The organism is Paracoccus sp. (in: a-proteobacteria) (assembly GCF_030538695.1).
Taxonomy (GTDB): domain Bacteria; phylum Pseudomonadota; class Alphaproteobacteria; order Rhodobacterales; family Rhodobacteraceae; genus Paracoccus.
In genome coordinates, this window is the sequence record NZ_JAUNTN010000007.1 from 57,074 (window position 1) to 80,795 (window position 23,722).

Genomic DNA, 23,722 nt, shown 5'->3' on the forward strand with positions numbered 1-23,722 from the left:
CATCCTCATGCATACGGAGATAGCCAGCATGACTAACCAGAACCCCAAGCTGAAACCGATGCTTCTGGCCTCGGCAGCTCTGGCGCTTGCTCTGGGCGCAGGCGCGAGCTTCGCGCAGCAAGCGGCTCCGGCGGAAACCACCCCGCCGGCAGCCGAGGCGGCCAATACGGACGCCGCCCCCTCGCTCGAACAATCGATCGAGGATCACAAGAAAACCGGCCTTCAGGACGAATACCAGCCGACGATGGACAATCTGGCCGAACAGGTCGGGGACGTCGCGGCCCCCGGTGCGCCGGACGGTGTTCCGACCCTGACCGACGCCGAATACACCGAAGCGAACAAAATCTATTTTGAACGCTGCGCAGGCTGCCATGGCGTGCTGCGCAACGGTGCGACCGGCAAGGCGCTGACCCCGGACCTGACCCGCGAACTGGGCTTTGATTACCTGCAAAGCTTCATCAACTATGGTTCGCCGGGCGGGATGCCGAACTGGGGAACCTCGGGCGAACTGACCGCCGAGCAGGTCGACCTGATGGCCAAATATGTGATGCTGGACCCGGCTTCGCCGCCGGAATTCGGCATGAAGGAGATGAAAGAGACCTGGCAGGTTCGGATTGCGCCGGAAGATCGTCCGACCGAGCAACTGAACGACTGGGATCTGGACAACATCTTCTCGGTCACGCTGCGGGATGCCGGTCAGATCGCCCTGATCGACGGCGACACCTATGAGATCAAGCGCATCGTCAACACCGGCTATGCGGTTCACATCAGCCGGATGTCGGCCTCGGGTCGTTATCTGATGGTGATTGGCCGCGACGCCAAGATCGACATGATCGACCTGTGGATGGAAGAACCCGATGTGGTTGCCACCATCAAGGTCGGCTCGGAAGCCCGCTCAGTCGAGACCTCGAAGTTCGAAGGCTGGGAAGACAAATATGCGATCGCCGGCACCTACTGGCCGCCGCAATATGTCATCATGGACGGCGCCACGCTGGAGCCGCTGAAGATCGTGTCCACCCGCGGCATGACCTATGACGAGCAGGAATATCACCCGGAACCGCGTGTTGCCGCGATCCTGTCCTCGCACTTCCGGCCCGAGTTCATCGTCAACATCAAGGAAACCGGCAAGATTCAGCTGGTCGATTATACCGACCTGAAGAACCTGAAGATCACCGAGATCGAGACCGAACGCTTCCTCCATGATGGCGGTCTGGACAGCACGCACCGCTACTTTATCACGGCGGCTAACGCGCGCAACAAACTGGTCGTCATCGACACCAAGGAAGGCACGCTGGAAGCCATTGAGGACACCGGCGGCGCGACCCCGCACCCCGGCCGTGGCGCGAACTTCACCCACCCGGATCACGGTCCGGTCTGGGCAACTTCGCACCTTGGCGACGATTCGGTGGCGCTGATCGGCACCGACCCGGAAGGCCACCCGGATCAGGCGTGGAAGATCGTCGAGAGCTTCCCGGCACTTGGCGGCGGCTCGCTGTTCGTCAAGACGCACCCGGAATCGACGCATCTCTATGTCGATGCGACCTTCAACCCCGAAGCCGAAATCTCGGGCAGCGTGGCGGTGTTCGACACCACCAAGATGAAGGCCGGGGAACAGCCCGAACTTATCACCCTGCCGATTGCGGAATGGGCTGAAATCTCGGGCGGTCAGCCGCGCGTGGTGCAGGGCGAGTTCAACAAGCAAGGCACCGAAGTCTGGTTCAGCGTCTGGAACGCACAGGATCAGGAATCGGCCATCGTGGTTGTGGACGACAAAACGCTTGAGCTGAAACACGTCATCAAGGACGAGCGCCTTGTGACGCCGACCGGCAAGTTCAACGTCTACAACACGCAAAAAGACGTTTACTAAGATCATCGCCGGGGGCGGGCCACCTGCCCCCGGCATCCTTTCCCCAAGCCATATCGCAAGGGCAGTCACATGAACGGCAAAGTCTTCCTCATCGGCGCGGGTCCGGGCGACCCTGACCTGCTGACCATCAAGGCCCTGCGCCTGATCCAAAGCGCCGATGTGGTGGTCTATGACCGCCTTGTCAGCCCCGAAATCATGGCACTGATTCCCGCCGGAACCCGCTGCATCAGCGTCGGCAAGGTTGCAGGCTTTCATGCCGTGCCGCAGGACCGCATCAACGCGCTGCTGGTCGATCTGGCCCGACAGGGCCACAGCGTTGCCCGCCTGAAAGGTGGCGACCCGCTGATTTTTGGCCGCGGCAGCGAGGAGGCCGAGGAGCTGGCGCAGGCGGGCGTCGCCTATGAATACGTCCCCGGCATTACTGCCGCGCAAGGGGCCGCCAGCACCACCGGCATCGGCCTGACCCATCGCGGGCTGGCGACCGGGGTGCGCTATGTCACCGGCCACCGCGCACGGGACGAACAGCTTGATCTGGACTGGGCCTCGCTTGCGGACCCGGACACCACGCTGGTGGTCTATATGGGCGCCGCAAATATGGGTGAGATTTCCGCCCGGCTGATCGCCCATGGCCTGCCGACCGATACGCCGGTTCTGGCGATAGCCCATGCCACCACCCCCCGCGAACAACGGCGCATTTCAACCCTTGCGCGGATCGCGGACGATATGGCCCGCGACCCGTTCGAAGCCCCGGTGCTGTTTATGATCGGCCGCGTGGTCGGCCTGTATCAGCAGGCAGGCTCTGAAACACTGGCGCCGGTGCTGCGTCTGGTGGCGCATGGTTAAAGCCGCCGCCGTCCTGCTGCTGGCGCTTGCCTTGCCCGCCACCGCCGAGGAGATTACCCCCGCCCGCGCCGCCGAGCTGGAACATATGGTTCGGCAGGATTGCGGATCATGCCACGGGTTACGCCTGACCGGCGGGCTTGGCCGTCCGATCACCGCGCAGGCGCTTGCGGGCTATGATCCCGACGGATTGGCCGCTATCATCCTCGACGGTGTGCCGGATACGGCCATGCCGCCATGGCGTCCGCTGATTTCGGAATCCGAGGCGCGGTGGATCGCGGATTATCTGCTGAAGGAGCCAAACCCATGATTTCGCGCCTTGGTTCTGCCCAAAGCCGCCTCCGGCGGGGATATTTGGGGACAAAAGATGTGCTGATTGCTGCGCTTCTGACCCTGACCTTTGCCCTGCCCGCACTGTCGCAGGACTTGCGCGGCACCGGCGACCTTGGCCTTGTGATCGAGCGCGAGGCCGGTTCCCTGCTGGTGGTCGATCAGACCGCCCGCACCAGCATCGGCCAGATCGAGGGGTTGGGCGACCTGTCCCATGCAACCATCGTCTATGCGCCTGACGCGCGCCACGCCTATGTCTTTGGCCGCGACGGCGGGCTGACCAAGGTGGACATCCTGACCCAAACCATCGTGAACCGGGTGATACAGGGCGGCAATTCCATCGGCGGGGCGATTTCCGACGATGGCAAGCTGATCGCCGTGTCGAATTATGAACCCGGCGGGGTCAAGGTGTTCGATGCTGACACGCTGGAACTGGTGGCCGATATTCCAATGGAATCGAAAACCGTTGGCATTGCGGATGTGCCCGGCAGCCGTTTTATCGTCGCCACATGGGACACGGGCGAGGTCTGGATTCTGGACTTTTCCGCTGGCACGACCCCCGAAATCACCCGGCTGGAGGGGATCGGCAAGAACCCCTATGACGCGCTGCTGACCGGCGACGGGCGCATCTATATCGTCGGCCTGTTCGGGGAAAAGGGCCTGACCGCCGTCGATCTGTGGCAAAACCCACCGAAAGTCACGCATTTCCTGCCCGATTACGGCAAGGATCAGCAGGACATGCCGGTTTACAAGATGCCGCACCTGCAAGGCTGGACGCTGGCCGAGGGAACCTATGCTCTGCCCGCCGCCGGATTGCATCAACTGCTGTGGGTCGATGCCGAAACCCTGTCTGAAATCGGCCACACCGATCTGGCGGGCCAGCCGGTGTTTGCCGTCGCCCGCCCGGACAAGCGCGAAATCTGGGTCAATTTTGCCCCGCCGCATAATGACACCATCCAGATCGTCGATACCCAGACACATGAGGTCATCGACACGCTGAAACCCGGCAAGGGTATCCTGCACCTTGAGTTCACCCCCCGCGGGCGTGAGGTCTGGCTGTCGGCCCGCGACGATAACAAGGTACTGATCTATGATGCCCGCAGCCATCAGCCGATCTCGGAAATCGAGGCTGCCGCGCCTTCGGGCATTTTCTTTACCGACCGCGCCCATCGCACGGGGCTGTAATGGACGATCTGGACCTGCGCCTGCTGAATGATTTTCAGCGTGACCTGCCGCTGGTGCCGCAGCCTTTTGCCGCGATTGGCGCGGCTTTGGGCATTTCAGAAGCCGAGGTGCTGACCCGGCTGCAAAGGCTGGTCGCGGCAGGGCGGATTTCGCGCGTGGGGGCCACCTGCCGGCCGAATACGGCGGGGGCCTCGACACTGGCAGCGCTGGCGATTCCGCCGCAGCGAATCGAGGACGTGGCCGCCATCGTCAGCGAGGAGCCGGGCGTTAACCATTCCTATCTGCGCGAGGACCACTGGAACCTGTGGTTCGTGGCCACCGCACCGGATGCGTCCACGCTGGCACAAAGCCTTGCCCGGATTGGTCAGCGCAGCGGGCTGCGTGTGCTGTCGCTGCCGCTGGAACAGGCATATAATATCGACCTTGGCTTTCCGCTGACCGGCCCGCGCCAGTCGATGCCGCCCGACCGCCCCGCCGATCTGTCGGTGCTGCGCACGGGCGACCGCGCCCTGATGCACGCCTTGTCCAGCGGGCTGACGCTGGAGCCGCGCCCCTTTGCCGCGCTTGGTGATGAAACCACCGTTCTGGACCGTATCCGGGTGCTGGCGGATGCTCGTATCCTGACCCGCGTGGGCGTGATCGTGAAACACCGCCGCCTTGGCTGGACGGAAAATGCGATGGTGGTCTGGAACCCCGCCCCCGACCACATCGCGGCGGCGGGCCGGGCCTTGGCGGCGCTGCCGGGCGTCACCCTGTCCTATCGCCGCCGCCCGGTGCCGGGCGTCTGGGACTGGCCGCTGTTCTGCATGATTCACGCCCGTTCCCGCCCCGAGGCGCTGGCAGTGCTGGACCGCGCCCGCGCCTTGCCGGAACTGGACGGGGTGGCACATAAGATCCTGTTCTCGACCCGCTGTTTCAAACAGCGCGGCGCATTGATCGAGGCCGCATGAGACGTTCCCCCCTGCCTGCCGAGGCGCTGGACGCCACCGACCGCGCCATTCTGAACCGCTTGCAGGACGGCTTTCCGCTGTCGCCGCGCCCCTATGACGAGGCCGGAGCCGCGCTTGGCATCAGCGGCGATGACCTGATCGCCCGCATCAAACGCCTGTCCGAGATCGGCGCAATCACCCGTTTCGGTCCGTTCTTTGACGCGGCGGCGATGGGCGGGGCGTTTTGCCTTTGTGCAATGGACGTGCCTGCGGATGATTTTGACCGGGTGTTGTCTTTGGTCAATGCACATCCCGAGGTCGCCCATAATTATGAGCGAAACCACCGGCTGAATATGTGGTTCGTCCTTGCCACCCCGACCCCGGAAGGCATTGCCCGCACCGCCGCCGCCATTGAACAGGAAACAGGTCTGACCGTGCTACAATTCCCCAAACTGCACGAGTTCTTTATCCGCTTTCGGGTGCCTGCATGAGCGCCCTTTCAGATTTTGAACGCCGCCTGATGGCCGCGACACAGGCCGGGCTGCCGCTGGTGGCGGAACCCTATGCTGCGCTGGCCGCTGATCTTGGGGTCAGCGAACAGCAGGTGATCGACGCGCTGACCGCGATGCAGGACCGCGGCGTGATCCGGCGCATCGCGCTGGCGGCAAATCACTATGCGCTGGGGATGGTCGCCAATGGCATGAGCGTCTGGGACATCGACGACGCACAGGCGATTGCCTTGGGCGAGCAGGTCGGGGCGCTGGATTTTGTCAGCCATGCCTATCTGCGCCCACGGGCCGAGGGCTGGCCCTATAACCTGTTCGCCATGCTGCACGGCAACAGCCGCGATGAGGTCGAGGCCAAGCGCGATCAGGTTCGCGCCCTGCTTGGACAAGCGCGGCGCAGCGATGATATTTTGTATTCCACGCGCATCCTGAAAAAGACCGGGATGCGCCTGCGCGACAGCTAAGGAGGCGATATGTTCCGCCTGAGCCAATATATGCACCAGCTTGTGAACCCGACACCCGTGCGGCGGCGTGGCGCGGGCGGGCCGGTCAAGCCGGTGGTGATCTGGAACCTGACCCGGACCTGCAACCTGAAATGCCGGCATTGCTATACCGTGTCATCGGATCACGTCTTTCCGGGCGAGCTGACCCACGAACAGGCCATGGGCGTTTTGCGCGACCTGTCGGATTTCCGCATCCCGGCGCTGATCCTGTCGGGGGGCGAGCCGATGTCGCGCTTTGACTTCTGGGAACTGGCCGAGGAAGCCCGCCGTCTGGATTTCCGCCACCTGTCGCTGTCCACCAACGGCACCAAGATCAATGCTAAAAATGTGGACCGGCTGGCGGATCTCGGGTTCGACTATGTGGGGATCTCGCTGGACGGAATCGGCGCGGTGAACGACTGGTTCCGCGGTGTCGAGGGGGCTTTTGACGACGCACTTGCAGGCGTCCGGGCCTGCAAATCGCGGGGCGTCAAGGTCGGGCTGCGGTTCACCATCACCGAGCAGAATGGCAAAGACCTGCCCGCCATGCTGGACCTGTGCGAATCCGAAGGGGTGGACAAGTTCTATCTGTCGCATCTGGTCTATGCAGGCCGGGGCGACAAGCACCGGGGCGACGATACCGAACACGGCCATACCCGCCGCGCCATGGACCTGCTGATTGAACGGGCATGGGATGCGGTCTCGAACGATCGTCCGCTGGAAATCGTGACCGGCAATAACGACGCCGATGCTGTCTGGTTCATGCGCTGGGCCGAGCAGCGTTTCGACCCGCAGGCCGTTGCCCATGTGGCCGACCACCTGCGGGCATGGGGTGGTAATTCGTCGGGCCTGGGGGTTGGGAATATCGACCCGCAAGGTCGGGTGCATCCCGATACCTACTGGTCGGATTACACCATCGGCAGCGTCAAAGATAAACCGTTTTCCCAGTGGTGGACCGGCGATGATCCGATGCTGGCCACGCTGCGCACCCGCCCGCGCCCGCTGAAAGGGCGTTGCGGGGCCTGTGCCTATAAAGATATTTGCGGCGGCAATACCCGCATCCGGGCGCTGCAACTGACCGGCGACCCCTGGGCCGAAGACCCTGCCTGCTATCTGTCGGCGCAGGAAATCGGCGTCGAGGGCGCCGATCTGGACCGCCTGACTGTCACCCCCTTCAAAGGTAAAAGCCATGATCCCGCGCATCGGTTCTTCTGAAACCTGCCTCCGGCGGGGATATTTGGGGACAAAAGATATGCTGATGGTGGCGCTTTTGGCCTTACTGCCGGGTGCGGCGCTGGCCGATGCGGCGGCGGATTATGCTGAGCATTGTGCGTCCTGCCACGGTGAGGAACGGCTTGGCGGCACCGGCCCGGCGCTGATCCCGGAAACGCTGGGCCGTGTGCGTGGGCTGGAACAGGTCATCGCGGACGGGCGCGTGTCCACGCAGATGGCAGGCTTTGCCGATCAGCTTTCGCCCGATCAGATCGCCGCGATGGTCGATTATATCAAAGCCCCGCTGGATCACACACCCGACTGGACTTTGGACGAGATGGCCGCAAGCCGCGAGATGGCGGCGGATTACGCGCCGGTTGATGCGCCGGTGTTCAGCGCCGATCCGATGAATATTACGCTGGTTGTGGAAACCGGCGATCACCACGTCAGCGTGCTGGATGGCGACACGTTCGAGGTGTTGGACCGTTTCGCCACGCCCTATGCCGTGCATGGCGGGCCAAAGTTCACCCCGGACGGGCATTATGTGTTCATCATGTCCCGCGATGGCTGGGTGCAGAAATACGACATCTGGGCTTTGCGTGAAGTTGGCCGCATCCGTGCCGGGCTGAACAGCCGCAACATCGCCATGAGCGAGGACGGCAAATGGCTGGCGGTGGCGAATTACCTGCCCAACAGTCTGACCATTCTGGACAGCGACACGCTGGAGCCGGTGAAATCCGTTCCCGTGGTGGCCAAGGATGGCACCTCCAGCCGGGTCAGCGCGGTCTATCAGGCACCGCAGCGCAAGTCCTTTGTGCTGGCGCTGAAGGATGCACCGGAGATTTGGGAAATTGCGACCTCAGACGATGGTGGGCCGTTTTATGATGGCGGCGCCCATTCCTATACCACGGGTCAGGTCGAGGCTGTTGGGGTCGAGCAGGGCCTGTTCGCCCGCCGCCGCATCGTGCTGGATGAGGCGGTGGATGATTTCTTTTTCACCCCCGACTATCGCGCATTGATCGGCGCGAACCGGGATGGAGACAAGGGGGTCGTGGTTAACCTTGATGTCGGGCGTATCATTGCCGAGCTGCCCCTACCGGGGATGCCGCATCTGGGGTCGGGGATCAGCTGGATTCGCAACGGTCATCGCGTGGTGGCAACCCCACATCTGGGAGAGGGCGTTCTGTCGGTGATCGACATGGACGACTGGTCCATCGTGAAAGAGGTCAAAACCAACGGTCCGGGATTTTTCCTGCGCAGCCATGACAGCAGCCCCTATGTCTGGGCCGATGTGTTTTTCGGCCCGCACAAGGATGAAATGCATATCATCGACAAGCAAAGCCTTGAGATCGTGAAAACCCTGCGCCCCGAACCTGACAAAACGCTGGCCCATACCGAGTTCACCCGCGACGGCAAATACGCGCTGGTCTCCTTGTGGGAGGATGATGGCGCGGTGCTGGTCTATGATGCCAAAACGCTGGAGGAGGTCAAGCGCCTGCCGATGCGGAAACCTTCGGGAAAATATAATGTCTGGAACAAAATCAACTTTGAAGACGGAACCAGCCACTAGAACGGGCTGGCCGGTCTGGAAGCTGGCGGTGTTATTTTACCCGTTCTCGATTCTGGCGGTGTGGATCAACCTGTTTTTCCTTGGGCTGATCGGCACCTGGGTCGGATTGGCGGCAATCTCCCCTGTCACGGCGCTGATCGTGTCGGTTTTTCTGGGGATACCGGCGACATGGGGCTTCGGAATCTGGGTGCGCAGGCTGATGGATCAGGCCGAGGAATGATTCTTGCCTCCGGCGGGGATATTTGGGGACAAAAGATTCAGGCGCTTTCCTGCAACATCGAGCCTTCCGCGTCCGGCATCACCCGCAGCATCAAGGCGCGGTTGGTCAGCGTTTCAAATAATTCCGGGCCGGTGCCGGTCAGCAAGCTTTGCGCAGGCAAGGCCAGCAGCTCGTCGTAAAGCAGCGCCCGGCGATCCGCGTCCAGATGGGCCGCGACCTCATCCAACAGCAACAGCGGGCGGTATTCCGCAAGGGCGCGGGCGTTGGCAAGGATCAGCGACAAAAGCAGGGCCTTTTGCTCGCCGGTCGAGGCCAGCGCGGCAGGCAAGCCCTGCCGCCCCCAAACCGCGCCAAGATCGGCGCGATGCGGGCCGGTCAGGCTGCGCCCGGCAGCCATATCACGGCGGCGGTGGTCATCCATGCGGGCGGCGATACTGTCCGGGTCGGGATCGTCAGCATGACCTTCACCCGGCAGCAGCGACAGGCTGGCGGCGGGAAAAGCGTCCGAACCTTGCGCCTGCGCCGCCGTCAGCCCGGCCAATGCCGCCAGCCGGTTCCGGGTCAGCGCCGCGCCGGATTCCGCCATCTGCCATTCCAGTGCCCGATACCAGCCGGGATCGCTGATCTGGTCGCGCAACAGGCGGTTGCGTTCCCGCATCGCTTTTTCATAGGCCAGCGCGTGATCGGCATGGTCGGGCGCAAAGCTGAGGGTCAGCCGGTCCAGAAACCGCCGCCGCGCCTCGGGCGCATCGGTCCACAGGCGGTCCATCGCTGGCACCAGCCAGATCACGCGCGTCAGCCGGGCCAGCGCGGTCTGCGGCGCAGGCTTGTCGTCGATCTGCACCTGCCGCGTGCCGCCGGGATCGGCGGTGATGGTGATGTCGTGATCGTCCAAAGCTGCCCGGATCCGCCAACCCGAACCCGCGGCCTGCCGCGCCTGATCGGCGGCAGGAACGCCGCGCAAACCACGACCAGGGGCCAGCATCGAGACGGCCTCAAGGATATTGGTCTTGCCCGCACCATTGGGGCCAAAAATCGCCACTGGCCGCGCGTCGAGATCAAGCGACAAGCGCGGCCATGACCGGAATTGCGCAAGGGTCAGGCAGGTAAGGGTCACACCCGCATCGGCATCACGACATAGACGGCCGAAGTGTCGCTGCCCTCACGGATCAGCGCCGCATCGCCCGAGCCGTTGAACAGGAACACCGCGTTTTCACGGTCCACCTGCGCGGCGATTTCCTGCAAATATTTGGCGTTAAAGCCAATTTCCAGCGGCTCGTCGCCATAGGCCACGGCCAGTTCCTCCTCAGCCGCACCGGCGTCGGGGGCGTTCACCGACAGGATCAGCCGATCCATGTCCAAGGCCAGCTTGACGGCGCGGGAACGCTCGCTGCTGACGGTGGCCACGCGATCCACGGCGCGGGCGAAATCCGAGGCATCAACCTGAAGCTGGCGGGTGTTCCCGGTCGGGATCACGCGCGTATAATCAGGGAATGTGCCATCAATCACCTTGCTGGTCAGGGTGATGGTCGGGGTGGCAAAGCGCACCTTGGTTTCGCTGACCGAAACAGCAATCAGCGCATCGTCGTCATCCAGCAGCTTGCGCAGCTCGGCCACGGTTTTCTTGGGCACGATCACGCCGGGCATATCGCTGGCCCCTTCGGGCAGCGGGGCATCAATCCGGGCCAGACGGTGGCCGTCGGTCGCCACGCAGCGCAGCGCCGGGCCATTTTCCGACTGCGCAACGTGCATATAGACACCGTTCAGGTAATAGCGGGTTTCTTCGGTCGAGATGGCGAACTTGGACTTGTCGAACAGCCGCCGCAGGTCCGGCGCCTTGGCGCTGAAATTGGCGGTATATTCACTGTTGGCCATGACCGGAAAATCTTCACGCGGCAGCGTCGCCAGGCTGAAATTGACCCGCCCGGCCTGCACCGTCAGCCGCCCCGAGGCGTCATCGCTGGCAATGGAAACCAATGCGCCATCGGGTAGTTTACGGGCAATTTCGTTCAGCAGCGCCGCCGAAACCGTGGTCGCGCCGGGGCGTTCGACCTGCGCCGGGGCGCGGTCCACAACCTCGGTGTCCAGATCGGTGGCGCGGAAACTGACGCCCTCGGGCGTGGCCTCGATCAGCACATTGGCCAGAATCGGAATGGTGTTGCGACGCTCAACCACCGATTGGGCCTGATTGACAGCTTTGACCAGAACGGCCCGTTCGATTGCGAATTTCATGCCGCGCCCCCGTGTTATGGAACTACCTTTTAACGCCCTGCGAGGGCTTACTCAAGTTTCCAGAAGCCGGCGCAGAAGATCAACGTCTTCGGCAAGCTGCTGATCCTGCGGGGTCAGCTCCTCGATCTTGCGGATGCCGTGCATAATCGTGGTGTGATCGCGCCCGCCAAAGCGGCGGCCAATATCGGGCAAGGACCGGCTGGTCATCTGCTTGCACAGATACATTGCAATCTGGCGCGGACGGGCAATGGCGCGGGCGCGTTTCGGCCCGATCATATCGGCCAGACGGATGTTGTAATGTTCGGCAACCTTGCGCTGGATTTCCTCGATCGTCAGCTTGCGGTCGCTGGCGCGCAGAATATCGGCAAGGCAATCCTGCGTCATTTCCAGCGTAATTTCACGGCCCATCAGGCTGGCAAAGGCGAACAGCCGCTGCAAAGCGCCCTCAAGGACGCGCACGTTCGAGGTGATCTTGCGGGCCAGAAACTCCAGCACACCAGAGGCGATTTGCAGGCCCGGATATTGCGCCCGGAAGGTCTCGGCCTTGGTTTGCAGGATGCCAAGGCGCAATTCGTAATCGGTCGGGTGCAGGTCCACGATCAGCCCGCAGGACAGGCGCGACTTGATCCGATCCTCAAGATCCTTGATCTCGCCCGGTGCGCGGTCGGCAGAAATAACGATCTGTTTGCCCTGATCGACCAGCGCGTTGAAAGTGTGAAAGAACTCCTCCTGCGTGGAATCCTTGCCGGCGATGAACTGCACATCATCGACCATCAGCACGTTCACGGTGCGGAACATTTCCTTGAAATCCATGACGGTGCGTTCGCGCAACGCCTGAACAAAGCGATACATGAACTGTTCCGCCGACAGATACAGCACCCGCGAATCAGGCTGGCGGGTCTGAATCTCGCGTGCGATGGCGTGCATCAGGTGGGTTTTGCCAAGCCCGACACCACCATACAAAAACAGCGGGTTGAAGGTGACGGGGCCGCCTTCGGCCACACGGCGGGCAGCGGAATAGGCCAGCTCATTCGGCTTGCCCACGACGAAATTGTCAAAGGTGAAACGCGTATCCAGCGGGGCGCTGATGTCATCACGCACCGGCGCAGGGCGGGCCGGGCCGGCAGCCACGGCACCCGCACCCAAAGATGCGGCAGGACGGCTGGCTGCGATTTCAAAAACAATACGATCAACCGGATGGCCTGCATCGTTCAACGCCCGCAGAATCGGGTCCGAGAAATTGCGCGACACCCAATCGGACATGAAGCGGGTCGGGCTGGTCAGCTCGGCCACACCATCGTTCAGCCCGGTCAGGCGCAGTTTCTCGATCCAGGCTGCAAAATTATCCGCACCAACGGTTTTCCGCAGCGTCGAGCAGGCCTGACCCCAAATATCGTCCATTTTCGTTTCGTCCTTCCATGTCCCCAACCCCCGCCCGGAACGACCGGCAGGACGACGATTCAGCACACGGGAGACACAGCACCACCCACCCGGCCAATGACCGGACAGCGCGGCAAATCTGTTCCGTCAGACACGAAGCCGGGCCCGTGGCAGCGGGCCGCGAGGCTTCCGGGCTGGATCGCGTGGCAGCGCAATCTGGCCTGCCGCCGAATCGCCCGCATCCGTTTGGGATGCGAAATGCCTGTTCTGGCAAGGATTCGACGGGGTGTCCCCCAATGCGACGTGAATCGCTGCAAGGAAGCTAACAATCCACAGCCCCCCCCTGCAACCGATCTTCGCGCTTGACATAAAAATCGGCGGGCCGAATCTGGAACATGCGTAAAATTACGCAACACATTCCAAAAAATCTATTAAACACATACCCTTAGCGCAAACATGCAAAAGGGCGCATCCCTAGTGGAATACGCCCAAAAACTGTGTTTTCTGCATTAAAACGGGGGCTGCACGCCCCCGAAATGGCTTATGCCGACAGCGCCTTCACACGTGCCGCCAAGCGCGAGATTTTACGCGACGCGGTATTCTTGTGGATAACACCTTTGGTCACGCCGCGCATCAGTTCCGGCTGCGCGGTTTTCAGCGCCTCAGCGGCAACAGCAGCGTCCCCACCGGCAATGGCTTCCTCGACCTTGCGGATGAAGGTGCGGATACGCGAACGACGGGCTTTGTTCACTTCGGTGCGGCGCTCGATCTGGCGGGCGCGTTTCTTCGACTGGGGCGTATTGGCCATGGGTGTGGTCCTGTTCTTGCAATATATCGGTTGCACGAAAAGACCCAAGACACCGTTCCAAAGAACGGCACTGATTCTTGCCTTAAGCGGGCCCACGCGCATGTAAGCCCCGGCCTATAAGGCAGCCGGGGCGAAAAGAAAAGCGAAAATCAGCGGTCGCGGAACTGCGGCTGACGTTTTTCAAGGAAAGCCGCCATGCCTTCTTTCTGATCCTCGGTCGCAAACAGCGAATGGAACAGGCGGCGCTCGAACAGCAGCCCTTCGCGCAGCGTGGTTTCATAGCTGCGGTTGACGGCCTCTTTGACAGCCAGAGTGCTGATTGCGGATTTCTCGGCAATTTTGCGGGCGGTCGCCATCGCCTCGGGCAACAGCTTGGCCGCCGGAATCACCCGGCTGACAAGGCCGGAACGCTCGGCCTCCTCGGCATCCATGAAGCGGCCGGTCAGGTTCATTTCCATCGCCTTGGATTTGCCGACGAATCGGGTCAGCCGCTGGGTGCCGCCGATACCCGCGATCACGCCCAGGTTGATTTCCGGCTGACCGAACTTGGCCGTATCCGCCGCAAGAATGAAATCACAGGCCATCGCCAATTCGCAACCACCGCCCAGCGCATAACCCGCAACCGCCGCGATGATTGGTTTGCGCACCCGCAGGATACGGTCGATTTCCGCGCCGAACAGGTCTTGGGAAAACACCTCGGTATAGGTTTTTTCCGACATTTCCTTGATGTCCGCGCCCGCCGCGAAGGCCTTGTCGCTGCCGGTCAGCACGATGCAGCGCACCTTGTCGTTGCTGTCGGCATCGGCCAGCGCCTCTCCCAGCTCCGTCAGCAAGGCCGAATTCAGCGCGTTCAGCGCCTCGGACCGGTTCAGGCGAATCAGCGCCACATGGTCTTCGATTTCAACGATCAGGTTCTGGTAAGCCATCAGTCTGCCTTTGCGAGATCAGTTGCCCATCACTAACAGGTGAACATCCACCGTGCCAGCATCTTATCGCCCGGACCCCAGCCGTTGCCCGATACGACGCGATCCGTTATGCTGTTTGTTGCTTGCGTCGTTCCGGTGATTGGACCCCACAGGCGCAGGCGCGGACGGTCGGATCACCCCGACCGTCTTTTAGCGCGATCCGTCTTTTACCGCTGACAGGCCGGGCAAAAATAGCTGCTGCGCCCGGATTGCACGATCCGCTGGATCACGCCTCCGCAGCCCGGCGTTGGACAAGCTGCGCCTTCGCGGTCGTAAACCCGGAAACTGTGCTGGAAATAGCCCAGCTCGCCCGTCGCCTGCCGGTGGTCGCGCAGCGAAGACCCGCCCGCCGCAATCGCCTCGGTCAGCACGTCGCGGACATAACCGACCAGCGCCGCAAGCCGCGCAGCCCCGATCCGCCCCGCCGCCCGACGCGGGTCGATCCCTGCACGGTGCAACGCCTCGGACACATAGATATTGCCCAACCCCGCCACGATCCGCTGATCCAGCAGCGCCGCCTTGACCGGCGCACGGCGGTTCGCAAAAACTGCCCGCAGGTAACCGGGACTGAAATCCGGCGACAATGGTTCCGGCCCCAAATGCGCCAGCAAGGGATGTTCCTGCCCCTCGCGCACCAGATCGACCATGCCAAAGCGGCGGGCGTCGTTGAACACCACCACACCCCCGGCACCAGTATGAAACACCACATGATCGTGACGTGGCAGAACGGCCGGGTCGCGGTGGAACTGCGCCATCGCATCGCCCTGCACCAGCAAACGCCCCGACATGCCCAGATGCAGCAAAATCGACCCGCCCCGATCCAGATCCATCAGGATATATTTCGACCGCCGTCGCAGCGCATCGACCCGCGCGCCCGTCGCCATCTGCACCAGATCCGGCGGCATCGGCCAGCGCAGATCGGGGCGACGCAGCTCTAACCGGGTGATCTGCTGCCCTTCCAGCACGGGAATCAGACCCTGACGGACGGTCTCGACCTCTGGCAGTTCTGGCATTCCGTCCCCTTTCGTCGCATTGTGCAGCCGGGCTTGCCGCATTAGGTGGGGCAAACCGCGCCATAGGACAAGAGCGATGACCGATCACAAAACCACCCATTTCGGCTTTCAGACCGTGGATGAGGACGCCAAGGCCGGAATGGTTCATGGCGTGTTTTCGCGCGTCGCCTCGCGCTATGATGTGATGAACGACCTGATGAGCGTGGGCATTCACCGGATCTGGAAAAACGCCATGATGGACTGGCTGGCACCGCGCAACGGGCAGCATTTGCTGGATGTGGCAGGCGGCACAGGCGACATCGCCTTTCGTTTCCTGAACCGCGCACCCAGCGCCCGTGTCACCGTCTGCGACATGACCGAATCCATGCTGATTGAGGGCCGCAAACGGGCCGAAGCCGACCGCCTGGCCGACCGTCTGGCATGGGTCACGGGCGACGCCATGGCCCTGCCCTTTGCCGATAACAGCTTTGACCGCTATACGATCAGCTTCGGCATCCGCAACGTCACCCGCATCCCCGATGCCCTGGCCGAGGCATATCGCGTGCTGAAACCCGGCGGCCGCCTGATGGTGCTGGAGTTCAGCCAGATCCCGGTGCCGATGCTGCAATGGGCCTATGACCGCTATTCCTTCAACGTGATCCCGGTCATGGGGCAAGTGGTGGCGAATGACCGGGACAGCTATCAATATCTGGTCGAATCGATCCGCAAGTTCCCCGATCAGGAGACCTTCGCCGCCATGATCCGCGAGGCAGGTTTTGGCCGCGTGACCTATCGCAACCTGTCGATGGGCATTGCCGCCCTGCATTCCGGCTGGAAGCTGTAAATGCGCGGTCCGCATAATATCTGGCGGCTGATCCGCACCGGGGCCACCTTTGAACGCACCGGCGCCATGGGCGAGGCCCTGACCGCCTTTAACGCGCCCCCGCGTCTGCGTCTGGCGGCGCGGATCATGGGCTGGCCGTTCCGCTGGCTGGGCTACCGCGGCGACCCGGACCTGCCGCCGATCACCCGCGCCATCACCGCGCTTGGCCCGGCCTATATCAAGTTTGGCCAGATCCTTTCGACCCGCCCCGATGTGGTCGGCCCGCAGATGGCCGAACAGCTTTCGATGCTGCAAGACCGCCTGCCCCCCTTTGAGCAGACCGAGGCCCTGCGCATCGTCGAAACTGAACTGCGCCGCCCGGTCGATGACCTGTATTCGCAGTTTTCCGAACCTGTTGCCGCCGCCTCGATCGCGCAGGTTCACCATGCCCGCCGTGCCGATAACGGACGCGAAGTTGCGGTGAAAATCGTCCGCCCCGGCATCGAAGCAGCCTTTCGCCGCGACATCGACGCCTTTCATTTTGCCGCCGGGATGATCGAGTTCCTGTCCCCCGCCAGCCGCCGTCTGCGGCCGCGCGATGTGATTCACCATTTTGAATCGGTCGTCGCCGGAGAGCTGGACCTGCGGTTGGAGGCTGCCTCGGCCTCGGAATTTGCCGAAAACACCAAAAACGACACCGGTTTCGACGTGCCGGACCCGCATTGGCCGCTGACCACGCGACAGGTGCTGACCAGCGATTGGGTCGATGGCATCCCCTTGGGCGATGTGGCCGCAATCCGCGCCGCCGGGCATGATACCAACGCCCTTGGTGAACGCATCCTTCAGCTTTTCCTGCAACATGCGCTGCGCGACGGGTTTTTTCACGGCGATATGCATCAAGGGAACCTGAAAGTCGCGCCGAACGGCGATCTGGTCGCCTATGATTTCGGCATCATGGGCGAGATCGACGAATACACCCGCCGGGTTTACGCCGAAATCCTGATGGGCTTTATCCAGCGTGATTACGCCCGCGTTGCCCGCGTGCATTTCGAGGCCGGATATGTCCCCGCCGATCAGGACGAGGCCGGTTTTGCCCGCGCCCTGCGTGCCGTAGGCGAACCGATTTTCGGGGCCGACGCCAGCCAGATTTCCATGGCCAACCTGCTGTCCTATCTGTTCGAAGTCACCGAACGCTTCGGCATGGCCACCCGAACCGAGCTGATCCTGCTGCAACGCACCATGGTCGTGGTCGAAGGCGTCGCCCGGTCGCTGAACCCACAGATCAACATGTGGCAGGTCGCCCGCCCGGTGGTCGAGGATTACATCCGCAGCACCCTTGGCCCCCGCGCGGTGGCAAAAGACGGCATCCGCATCCTGCAAAGCCTGTCGCGTTATGCACCAATGCTGCCGAAGATAATTGATGACAGCATTGCACAGCGCCAGCACAACACCGCCCCCCCCAAGAGGCGCGGCCTCACCCCGGCAACCATGGCGCTTACGACGGCAATGCTGGGGCTTGGTCTGGTCATCGGACTGCTGGCGGGCTAACCGCCAGCAACGCCAAAGCCTGCACAACCCCATCATCTATGACTGCGGCGCACGAATCGCCGTCACCTCACTCAGCCTTGCGGTGACACCGCCTTCCAGCCCCAGAATGACGCCGTTGCTGCCAATTTCGGTTTCAACCACGCGGGCATAGGTCTCGACATCACCTTCTGAAATCACATCACCGCCACGCAAAGACTGAATCCTGAAGGAATAGACGCCGTTCGGCAGGGTGCCATCCGCTCCATCCGGTCCCGTCCAGTCGATTTGCCCCTTGCCCGGCCCAATCGACTGCTGCGTCAATTCCCGCCCATAGCGGTCCGAAACGATCAGCACCACATCATCGGCCAGCCCATGTGGTTCGATCTGCAATGTCAACGGCTTGCCCGAGAAATACGCCTGCCCGGCGACGCGAACCTCTTTGCCGATCCAGCCCGCAACCTGACCAAGATCAGATTGTCCCTGCCCCGCCAGCATCGACTGCAAAAGCTGGTTGGTTTTGGCCTGCTGTTCGACCCCGGAGAAAGTCGCCAACTGCACTGCAAAATCAGACCCTTCCATCGGGTTCAGCGGGTCTTGATTCGTGATCTGTGTGGTCAGCATTTTCAGAAATGTCTGAAAATCCCCATTTGCCAACCCGCTGGCATTGGTCGAGCCTGTATCAACTACCGCTGTGGATATGCTGCCAATCGCTGAAATCATACCGTTTCCTTTCAAATACGAATATCAAGAGGGCCGCCCTGATAGGCTTGCGGCCGCATTTCGATGACTGGTGCGGCCTCATCACCCTTGTTTTGCTGCACATAGACACGCCCTCCCGGCTGCGCCTCTGGCTGCCGCTGCCCTTGATCATTGCCGAAATCCAATTCCGGCGAAGGCAGCCCCTGATCACGAAGATCCTGCAACAGCAGGTCAGCGTTGCGTCGCAAGTGCTGCATCACATCGGGCCGTTCCGCCCATATCACCACCCGCGTCACATCCTGTTCGGGCCGAATGCTCAGCTTGACGGCACCAAGTTCTTCAGGGGACAGGCGCAACTCCACCTCTCCGGTCCGCACGTTGCTGACCGCCTGAACCAACTGCTGCACCAATGGCGTGGCTTGCCGGGGCGATGGTGTAGCCCCTTCAACGGCGGTCCGCATCTCTGCCACGAACCGCCGATCATCACCAAAATCCACGACTGGCGCTGATGCCCCCAAATCCCGGAGCGTCTGCACCCGCGGATCAGTGTTGCTCTGTGGCTGCGGCACCACCTCGAACCGTTCAATTGGCATGACCACCCGCGTCGTCTCTTGTTCAAGACGAATATCCGACCGGACACCCCCCTGTTCCGCAGGAGGCAGAAGCATCTCAGCTTTCTCCACAGGCATAGCCTTAACCATCTGCATCTGCCGATATGGCGGTGATGCAACAAAAGCCGGTTGAGAATCGCGCACTACAGCAGCCCCTGTCTCTGGCTTCCTGATCGCTTCCACATCATACCGTTTCGATGGGGCCAACGCTGTTTCTTGCAACACTCGAACAGCTTCCAACGGAACCCGGTCTTGCGCACCCTCCCCTTCGTGTCGTGGCAATCCGGCTGAAATGCGGCTCTCCGCAACCATCACCGCTTGCCCCTCGGAAGGTAAATCCGGGGGCCGATGGTGTTTCGGGTCAAAATCGACACGCTCTGCAAGCACCGGCAGCATCGGTTGCGCAAGCGTCCGCAAGGCATCCATGCTGTCCAGAACACCCAGATTGGCCTGCGTGATGACCGCTTCTGAATACGCCTCCTGTGGCACGGCCCGAACAACAGATTCGGCGGGCGGTTCAAAACGTTCCGGTTGAGGCACCTCAAGGGCCAAAGGCGCTTGTGGTGCTGGCGTCCACACCACTTCCAACGGCGAATCGGCGGACCCTTCCTGATCTGCACCAACGGCCACCGGAACCACCCCCAGGCGCCCTGTTGATTCGTGGTTTTCCTTGGTTTCCACATCAGACAGAGTGGTCAATTCAGCGCCGAAAACCGGCGCCATCTTTACGTTATCCACTGGCAGCATCTTTCCAACGGCATCCTCCCGACGCTCTGGCGGCATCCAGATTTGCGGGGTTGCGGCTATGTCACCTGCCCGAGCAGAAGCAGCACCCCACGGCACCGCCGCAGGGCTGTCCGCCCCCTCAGAACGTGTCATATCCGGCGTAACACGCTCCACCTCCGGGCCTGCCGTGGCAGGTTTGGCCCACTGTGCGGCCAACGATTCATCACCATGATCCCCAGCCTCAGGCGGCACCGCATCCAGCCCGAGAGGTTCCGATTCGCTATCGGCTGCCTGATCGACCAAATCGGCATTATCAGCCTGACCATCCGCCTCTGCCCCCGGATCAACAACAGATCCACCCTCAGCGGGCGAATCATCCGTTACAGAAAACGCCGCCAGAAAATCATCCTCTGACATAGAGCGACCCAAAGCGCCTTGTCGCACGGGTGCCACGGCTGAAAATAGATCAAGAACCTGTCCAATATCCACGAATCACCTCACATCATTTTTTTCACATATACCCCTGTAAGGTTACTAAATATTTACCGCTCACTGTTATGCCTGCACTTATTGCACAGGAGGGCGCATGAACATCACAGAAATATCCAAACAATTTTATCTATCTTCACGGCAAGCACAGATCGACAAGATGGAAGCATTGTTTGTCAAAGAGATACTGAAACCCACCGAAAGCATCGGGGCCGAGCGCGGCGGCATAGGAGAGGGGCATTTCCGATCCCTCATGACCGATCTGCAAGCTGATTCGCTGGCCCGGAAAATGGACTTTGGCTTGTTCGACAACCTGTTGGAGACCCGCAATGAACCGTAACATCCACGATCAGATTGAGGCCGCATATCAGGCGATTCGGTCAGGTGAACCTTTGAAAGCAAGCGAGATTCTGGAAAACACCGAACGGCTGATGACCTCTGCCCCGCCGGATGCCGCGCAGGCACAAACCCTGCGAAGCAGGCTGGAACGGATCGTCGCACTGGCGCAAGCATCCGAAGATGGGATGCGCCGCGCCACAGACCGTATCGCGGAAATCATCGCACATGCCCACACGATCAGCAGCTATGACGCGACGGGTGAGCGGCACGATGACATGGTGCAGCCCAAACTGTCGAACATATTTTAATTAAAATTTTAATTAAAATAGATTTCGCATCCCAGGTTCTGTTCACTATTTATTAGGAACCTCGTGCCATAAGGGGGATGCGCAGAAAACGCAGCGGAATACCCGCCAGGTCAGAAGGCCAAACATATGTAAACCGGCACAAAGTGCCACACGTTAAGGAGGACAATATGTCCAGCATTCTGACCAACAACGGCGCAATGGTTGCTCTTCAGACCCTGAAGGGCATCAACTCGAACCTGTCGAAAACCCAGTCCGAAATCTCGACCGGCAAATCCGTGGCCAATGCCAAGGATAACGCCGCAATCTGGGCCATCGCCAAAACGATGGAAAACGACGTGTCGGGCTTCAAAACCATTGGCAGCAGCCTTGCACTGGGCGAATCGACCGTTTCCGTGGCGCGAACCGCTGCTGAATCGGTCGCCACCCTGCTTGGCAAGATCAGCGATAAGATCATCGCCGCACAGGAAGGCAACATCGACCGCGAAAAGATGCAGACCGACATCAAGGCCCTGCGTGAACAGATCACTTCTGTGGTCGATTCGGCGCAGTTCAACGGTCTGAACCTGATTGATGGCACCAGCACGGATGATGTCACCATTCTGTCGTCGCTGAATCGCAAGGCTGATGGAACGGTCGAGGCCGCCCATATCACTGTTGGGCGCATCGACCTGAAGGTGGATGGCGGGCTGTCCGATCTGGAAGATTTGGACGTCACGGACGATCACGCAGATGCACTGGAGAAAATCACTGGCCTGATCAAAACCGCCACGGACGCTGCTGCGGCCTTTGGTTCCGCAGAACAGCGCATCACGATCCAGAAGGATTTCGTGGGCAAACTGGCGGATGCGATGACCTCGGGGATCGGCTCGCTGGTTGATGCCGATATGGAGGAGGCCTCGGCCCGCCTTCAGGCCCTCCAGGTCCAGCAGCAGCTGGCTACGCAGTCTCTGTCGATTGCCAACCAGGCACCGCAGCAACTGCTGTCGCTGTTCCGCTGATGAACAATACGGGGGCGCTCAACGCGCCCCTGTAACCCACACGCGGCAAGCCGCGACCTGACCAATTTTCGTAAAAAGGTTGATCCGTGAACGCACATGCTTTTTCCGGTTATGGCGCAGTAAACTCGCCCATCAAAGACAGCCGCACTGCCGAAGCGCAGCTTTTGCAACGCCTGACTGGGGCTATGGAACAGGCAAGCCACAACCCCGCCGATTTCCCGGGGCTTGTCCGGGCCATTTCGGACAATCAAACCTTCTGGCACCAGATTGCTTTTGACCTGGCCTCTGACGACAACCGCCTGCCGGCACCGCTCAAGGCCGGACTGCTGTCCCTGGCAGCCTTCACCGAAAAGCACACCAGCCGGATTCTTGCCGGAAAGGCGGATGTTACGCCCCTGCTGGACATGAATCGCACCGTCATTCGTGGCCTGATGGGACAAGGGGCCGCCGCATGACCGGACTGATCCTGAAACTCGCCCCCAATGAACGTGTCCTGATCAACGGGGCCGTCATCGAAAACGGCGACCGCCGCACACGGCTTTCCATCCGCACCCCGCGGGCCAATATCCTGCGACTAAAAGATGCCATCCACCCGGATCAGGCCACCACACCCGTTTCACGCGCCTGCTATACTTGTCAGTTGATCCTGTCCGGCGATCTGGACATTACAGACGGCAAGCGTCGCCTGAACATCGCCGTCGAGGAACTCAGCCGTGTGTTCACCGATGCCGACAGCCGCCGCCGCATCAATCTGGCCAGCGCCGCGGTTCTGGACGGCAATGCCTATGCCGCGCTGAAAGAGCTGCGCCAGCTTTTACCCAGAGAGGCGCGACTGTTCGCGTTCAAACAATGAGTTACGCTGTCACTGTCGGAACGGGGGGGCTGGCGGGCTGGCGGGTGCTGAATCGCACCGCAGACACGCAAAAAGCCATCATCGCCGCCGAACATCAGGTCCAGACCACGCGCAGCAGATTTCAGAACGGGATGAGCCGCTTTACCTCGGCCGATGATCTGATGTCAGATTATCGCAGCCTGACGGTTGCCCTGACGGCCTTTGGCCTTGAATCCGACCTTCCGAACAAAGCCTTCATTCGCAAAGTTCTGGAATCGGACCTGAGCGACCAGAAATCCTTTGCCAACCGGCTTCGTGACAAGCGATATGTCAAGCTGGCCGAGGCATTCAGTTTTGGTGACAAGACATTTGGTCAGGCGCAGCGTGTCGTCCGGGCTGACAATATCGGCACTCAATACATTGACCGGGTGTTCGAACAGCGTGTTGGCCAGACGGACAACAATATGCGGCTGGCCATGAATGCCCGACGCGAGCTGGCAGATCTGGCACAGAAGTCCTCGGGCGAGAACACCAAATGGTATGAAATCCTTGGCTCCCCCCCGCTGCGCGAGGTTGTGTCAGGGGCCTTGGGACTTGGGCAAAGCTTTGGCAGCATGCCGCTGGACAGTCAGCGTGACCTGTTCAAAAGCGCGGCGCAAAAACAGCTCGGCATCGACAGCCTGTCGCAGCTTGCTGATCCTGCAACACTGGAAAAATTGCTGGATCGCTTTATCATCCGCGCCAGCATCAGCAGCGGCAGCGCAACGGCCTATAGTCCGGCCCTTGCTCTTTTGACCGGCGGTCGTATGGGCTGACCGTATAATCACCTTGCGCATATGGCCATGTTGGCTA

At 61.3% G+C, this 23,722-nt stretch carries 26 protein-coding genes; 18 read left to right on the top strand and 8 right to left on the bottom strand.

All coding sequences use genetic code 11. From position 1 onward, the window contains the following. Positions 1 to 28 precede the first annotated feature (28 nt). The 10 genes from Q4G24_RS05250 to Q4G24_RS05295 all read left to right on the top strand — a co-directional run bounded on the left by Q4G24_RS05250 (position 29) and on the right by Q4G24_RS05295 (position 9,141). Positions 29 to 1,867, top strand: coding sequence for a nitrite reductase (locus tag Q4G24_RS05250; RefSeq protein ID WP_303365456.1), 1,839 nt, complete (start codon positions 29 to 31; stop codon positions 1,865 to 1,867). 69 nt (positions 1,868 to 1,936) lie between these two features. Beyond that, on the top strand, positions 1,937 to 2,710 hold the full coding sequence (cobA, locus tag Q4G24_RS05255; protein WP_303365457.1) for a uroporphyrinogen-III C-methyltransferase: 774 nt from the start codon (positions 1,937 to 1,939) through the stop codon (positions 2,708 to 2,710). After that, positions 2,703 to 3,017 (top strand): cytochrome c, encoded by a 315-nt coding sequence (locus Q4G24_RS05260; protein ID WP_303365458.1) that lies wholly within the window; start codon positions 2,703 to 2,705, stop codon positions 3,015 to 3,017. The genes cobA and Q4G24_RS05260 overlap by 8 nt, the downstream gene beginning before the upstream one ends. A gap of 59 nt (positions 3,018 to 3,076) precedes the next feature. Further along, on the top strand, positions 3,077 to 4,222 hold the full coding sequence (locus tag Q4G24_RS05265; protein ID WP_303365459.1) for a cytochrome D1 domain-containing protein: 1,146 nt from the start codon (positions 3,077 to 3,079) through the stop codon (positions 4,220 to 4,222). Further along, a complete protein-coding gene (locus tag Q4G24_RS05270; RefSeq protein WP_303365460.1) occupies positions 4,222 to 5,172 on the top strand; it encodes an AsnC family transcriptional regulator in 951 nt (316 codons plus the stop codon). The genes Q4G24_RS05265 and Q4G24_RS05270 overlap by 1 nt, the downstream gene beginning before the upstream one ends. Next, complete coding sequence (locus Q4G24_RS05275) at positions 5,169 to 5,642, top strand: Lrp/AsnC family transcriptional regulator (protein ID WP_303365461.1); 474 nt, start codon at positions 5,169 to 5,171, stop codon at positions 5,640 to 5,642. The genes Q4G24_RS05270 and Q4G24_RS05275 overlap by 4 nt, the downstream gene beginning before the upstream one ends. Further along, the gene (locus Q4G24_RS05280) at positions 5,639 to 6,121 is read left to right on the top strand and encodes an Lrp/AsnC family transcriptional regulator (protein ID WP_303365462.1); all 483 of its coding nucleotides are present in this window, start codon (positions 5,639 to 5,641) and stop codon (positions 6,119 to 6,121) included. Before Q4G24_RS05275 ends, Q4G24_RS05280 begins: the two co-directional genes overlap by 4 nt. Positions 6,122 to 6,130: 9 nt before the next feature. Further along, a complete protein-coding gene (gene nirJ, locus Q4G24_RS05285) occupies positions 6,131 to 7,354 on the top strand; it encodes a heme d1 biosynthesis radical SAM protein NirJ (protein WP_303365463.1) in 1,224 nt (407 codons plus the stop codon). 43 nt (positions 7,355 to 7,397) lie between these two features. Continuing rightward, entirely contained in the window at positions 7,398 to 8,921 is a 1,524-nt protein-coding gene (locus tag Q4G24_RS05290; protein ID WP_303365464.1) for a nitrite reductase, read from the top strand. Next, positions 8,899 to 9,141: a hypothetical protein gene (locus tag Q4G24_RS05295; RefSeq protein ID WP_368660925.1), complete on the top strand. Its 243-nt coding sequence runs from the start codon at positions 8,899 to 8,901 to the stop codon at positions 9,139 to 9,141. The genes Q4G24_RS05290 and Q4G24_RS05295 overlap by 23 nt, the downstream gene beginning before the upstream one ends. A gap of 37 nt (positions 9,142 to 9,178) precedes the next feature. On the opposite strand, the gene recF is transcribed toward Q4G24_RS05295, so the two are convergent. The 6 genes from recF to mutM form a co-directional block, all read right to left on the bottom strand. Then, the gene (gene recF, locus Q4G24_RS05300) at positions 9,179 to 10,258 is read right to left on the bottom strand and encodes a DNA replication/repair protein RecF (RefSeq protein ID WP_303365466.1); all 1,080 of its coding nucleotides are present in this window, start codon (positions 10,256 to 10,258) and stop codon (positions 9,179 to 9,181) included. Then, positions 10,255 to 11,373, bottom strand: a complete 1,119-nt coding sequence (dnaN, locus tag Q4G24_RS05305; protein WP_303365467.1) for a DNA polymerase III subunit beta — start codon at positions 11,371 to 11,373, stop codon at positions 10,255 to 10,257. The genes recF and dnaN overlap by 4 nt, the downstream gene beginning before the upstream one ends. A gap of 51 nt (positions 11,374 to 11,424) precedes the next feature. Further along, positions 11,425 to 12,774, bottom strand: coding sequence for a chromosomal replication initiator protein DnaA (dnaA, locus tag Q4G24_RS05310; RefSeq protein ID WP_303365468.1), 1,350 nt, complete (start codon positions 12,772 to 12,774; stop codon positions 11,425 to 11,427). 520 nt (positions 12,775 to 13,294) lie between these two features. Then, entirely contained in the window at positions 13,295 to 13,561 is a 267-nt protein-coding gene (gene rpsT / locus Q4G24_RS05315) for a 30S ribosomal protein S20 (RefSeq protein WP_303365469.1), read from the bottom strand. A 149-nt stretch (positions 13,562 to 13,710) separates the two neighbouring features. Beyond that, on the bottom strand, positions 13,711 to 14,487 hold the full coding sequence (locus Q4G24_RS05320) for an enoyl-CoA hydratase (RefSeq protein ID WP_303365470.1): 777 nt from the start codon (positions 14,485 to 14,487) through the stop codon (positions 13,711 to 13,713). A gap of 206 nt (positions 14,488 to 14,693) precedes the next feature. After that, complete coding sequence (gene mutM / locus Q4G24_RS05325; RefSeq protein WP_303365471.1) at positions 14,694 to 15,539, bottom strand: bifunctional DNA-formamidopyrimidine glycosylase/DNA-(apurinic or apyrimidinic site) lyase; 846 nt, start codon at positions 15,537 to 15,539, stop codon at positions 14,694 to 14,696. Between the two features lie 76 nt (positions 15,540 to 15,615). Here mutM and ubiE point away from each other — a divergent pair, with 76 nt between their 5' ends. Then, positions 15,616 to 16,362 carry a bifunctional demethylmenaquinone methyltransferase/2-methoxy-6-polyprenyl-1,4-benzoquinol methylase UbiE gene (ubiE, locus tag Q4G24_RS05330; RefSeq protein WP_303365472.1) on the top strand — a complete coding sequence of 249 codons (747 nt, stop codon included), beginning with the start codon at positions 15,616 to 15,618 and terminating at the stop codon, positions 16,360 to 16,362. Beyond that, positions 16,363 to 17,889: a 2-polyprenylphenol 6-hydroxylase gene (gene ubiB / locus Q4G24_RS05335; RefSeq protein WP_303365473.1), complete on the top strand. Its 1,527-nt coding sequence runs from the start codon at positions 16,363 to 16,365 to the stop codon at positions 17,887 to 17,889. 36 nt (positions 17,890 to 17,925) lie between these two features. On the opposite strand, the gene Q4G24_RS05340 is transcribed toward ubiB, so the two are convergent. Next, complete coding sequence (locus Q4G24_RS05340) at positions 17,926 to 18,588, bottom strand: flagellar hook capping FlgD N-terminal domain-containing protein (protein WP_303365474.1); 663 nt, start codon at positions 18,586 to 18,588, stop codon at positions 17,926 to 17,928. 11 nt (positions 18,589 to 18,599) lie between these two features. Beyond that, positions 18,600 to 20,321 (bottom strand): flagellar hook-length control protein FliK, encoded by a 1,722-nt coding sequence (locus Q4G24_RS05345; protein ID WP_303365475.1) that lies wholly within the window; start codon positions 20,319 to 20,321, stop codon positions 18,600 to 18,602. A gap of 169 nt (positions 20,322 to 20,490) precedes the next feature. On the opposite strand from Q4G24_RS05345, the gene Q4G24_RS05350 reads away from it, so the two are divergent. From Q4G24_RS05350 to Q4G24_RS05375, 6 genes are all read left to right on the top strand, one after another. After that, complete coding sequence (locus tag Q4G24_RS05350) at positions 20,491 to 20,733, top strand: hypothetical protein (protein ID WP_303365476.1); 243 nt, start codon at positions 20,491 to 20,493, stop codon at positions 20,731 to 20,733. Beyond that, positions 20,723 to 21,040 (top strand): hypothetical protein, encoded by a 318-nt coding sequence (locus tag Q4G24_RS05355; protein ID WP_303365477.1) that lies wholly within the window; start codon positions 20,723 to 20,725, stop codon positions 21,038 to 21,040. The genes Q4G24_RS05350 and Q4G24_RS05355 overlap by 11 nt, the downstream gene beginning before the upstream one ends. A 167-nt stretch (positions 21,041 to 21,207) precedes the next feature. Continuing rightward, positions 21,208 to 22,038 (top strand): flagellin, encoded by an 831-nt coding sequence (locus Q4G24_RS05360; protein ID WP_303365478.1) that lies wholly within the window; start codon positions 21,208 to 21,210, stop codon positions 22,036 to 22,038. Positions 22,039 to 22,124: 86 nt separating this feature from the next. Then, positions 22,125 to 22,493 (top strand): flagellar biosynthesis regulator FlaF, encoded by a 369-nt coding sequence (gene flaF, locus Q4G24_RS05365; protein WP_303365479.1) that lies wholly within the window; start codon positions 22,125 to 22,127, stop codon positions 22,491 to 22,493. Continuing rightward, positions 22,490 to 22,891, top strand: a complete 402-nt coding sequence (gene flbT / locus Q4G24_RS05370; RefSeq protein WP_303365480.1) for a flagellar biosynthesis repressor FlbT — start codon at positions 22,490 to 22,492, stop codon at positions 22,889 to 22,891. The genes flaF and flbT overlap by 4 nt, the downstream gene beginning before the upstream one ends. Next, on the top strand, positions 22,888 to 23,685 hold the full coding sequence (locus Q4G24_RS05375; RefSeq protein ID WP_303365481.1) for a DUF1217 domain-containing protein: 798 nt from the start codon (positions 22,888 to 22,890) through the stop codon (positions 23,683 to 23,685). Before flbT ends, Q4G24_RS05375 begins: the two co-directional genes overlap by 4 nt. The last annotated feature ends 37 nt before the right edge of the window (positions 23,686 to 23,722 follow it).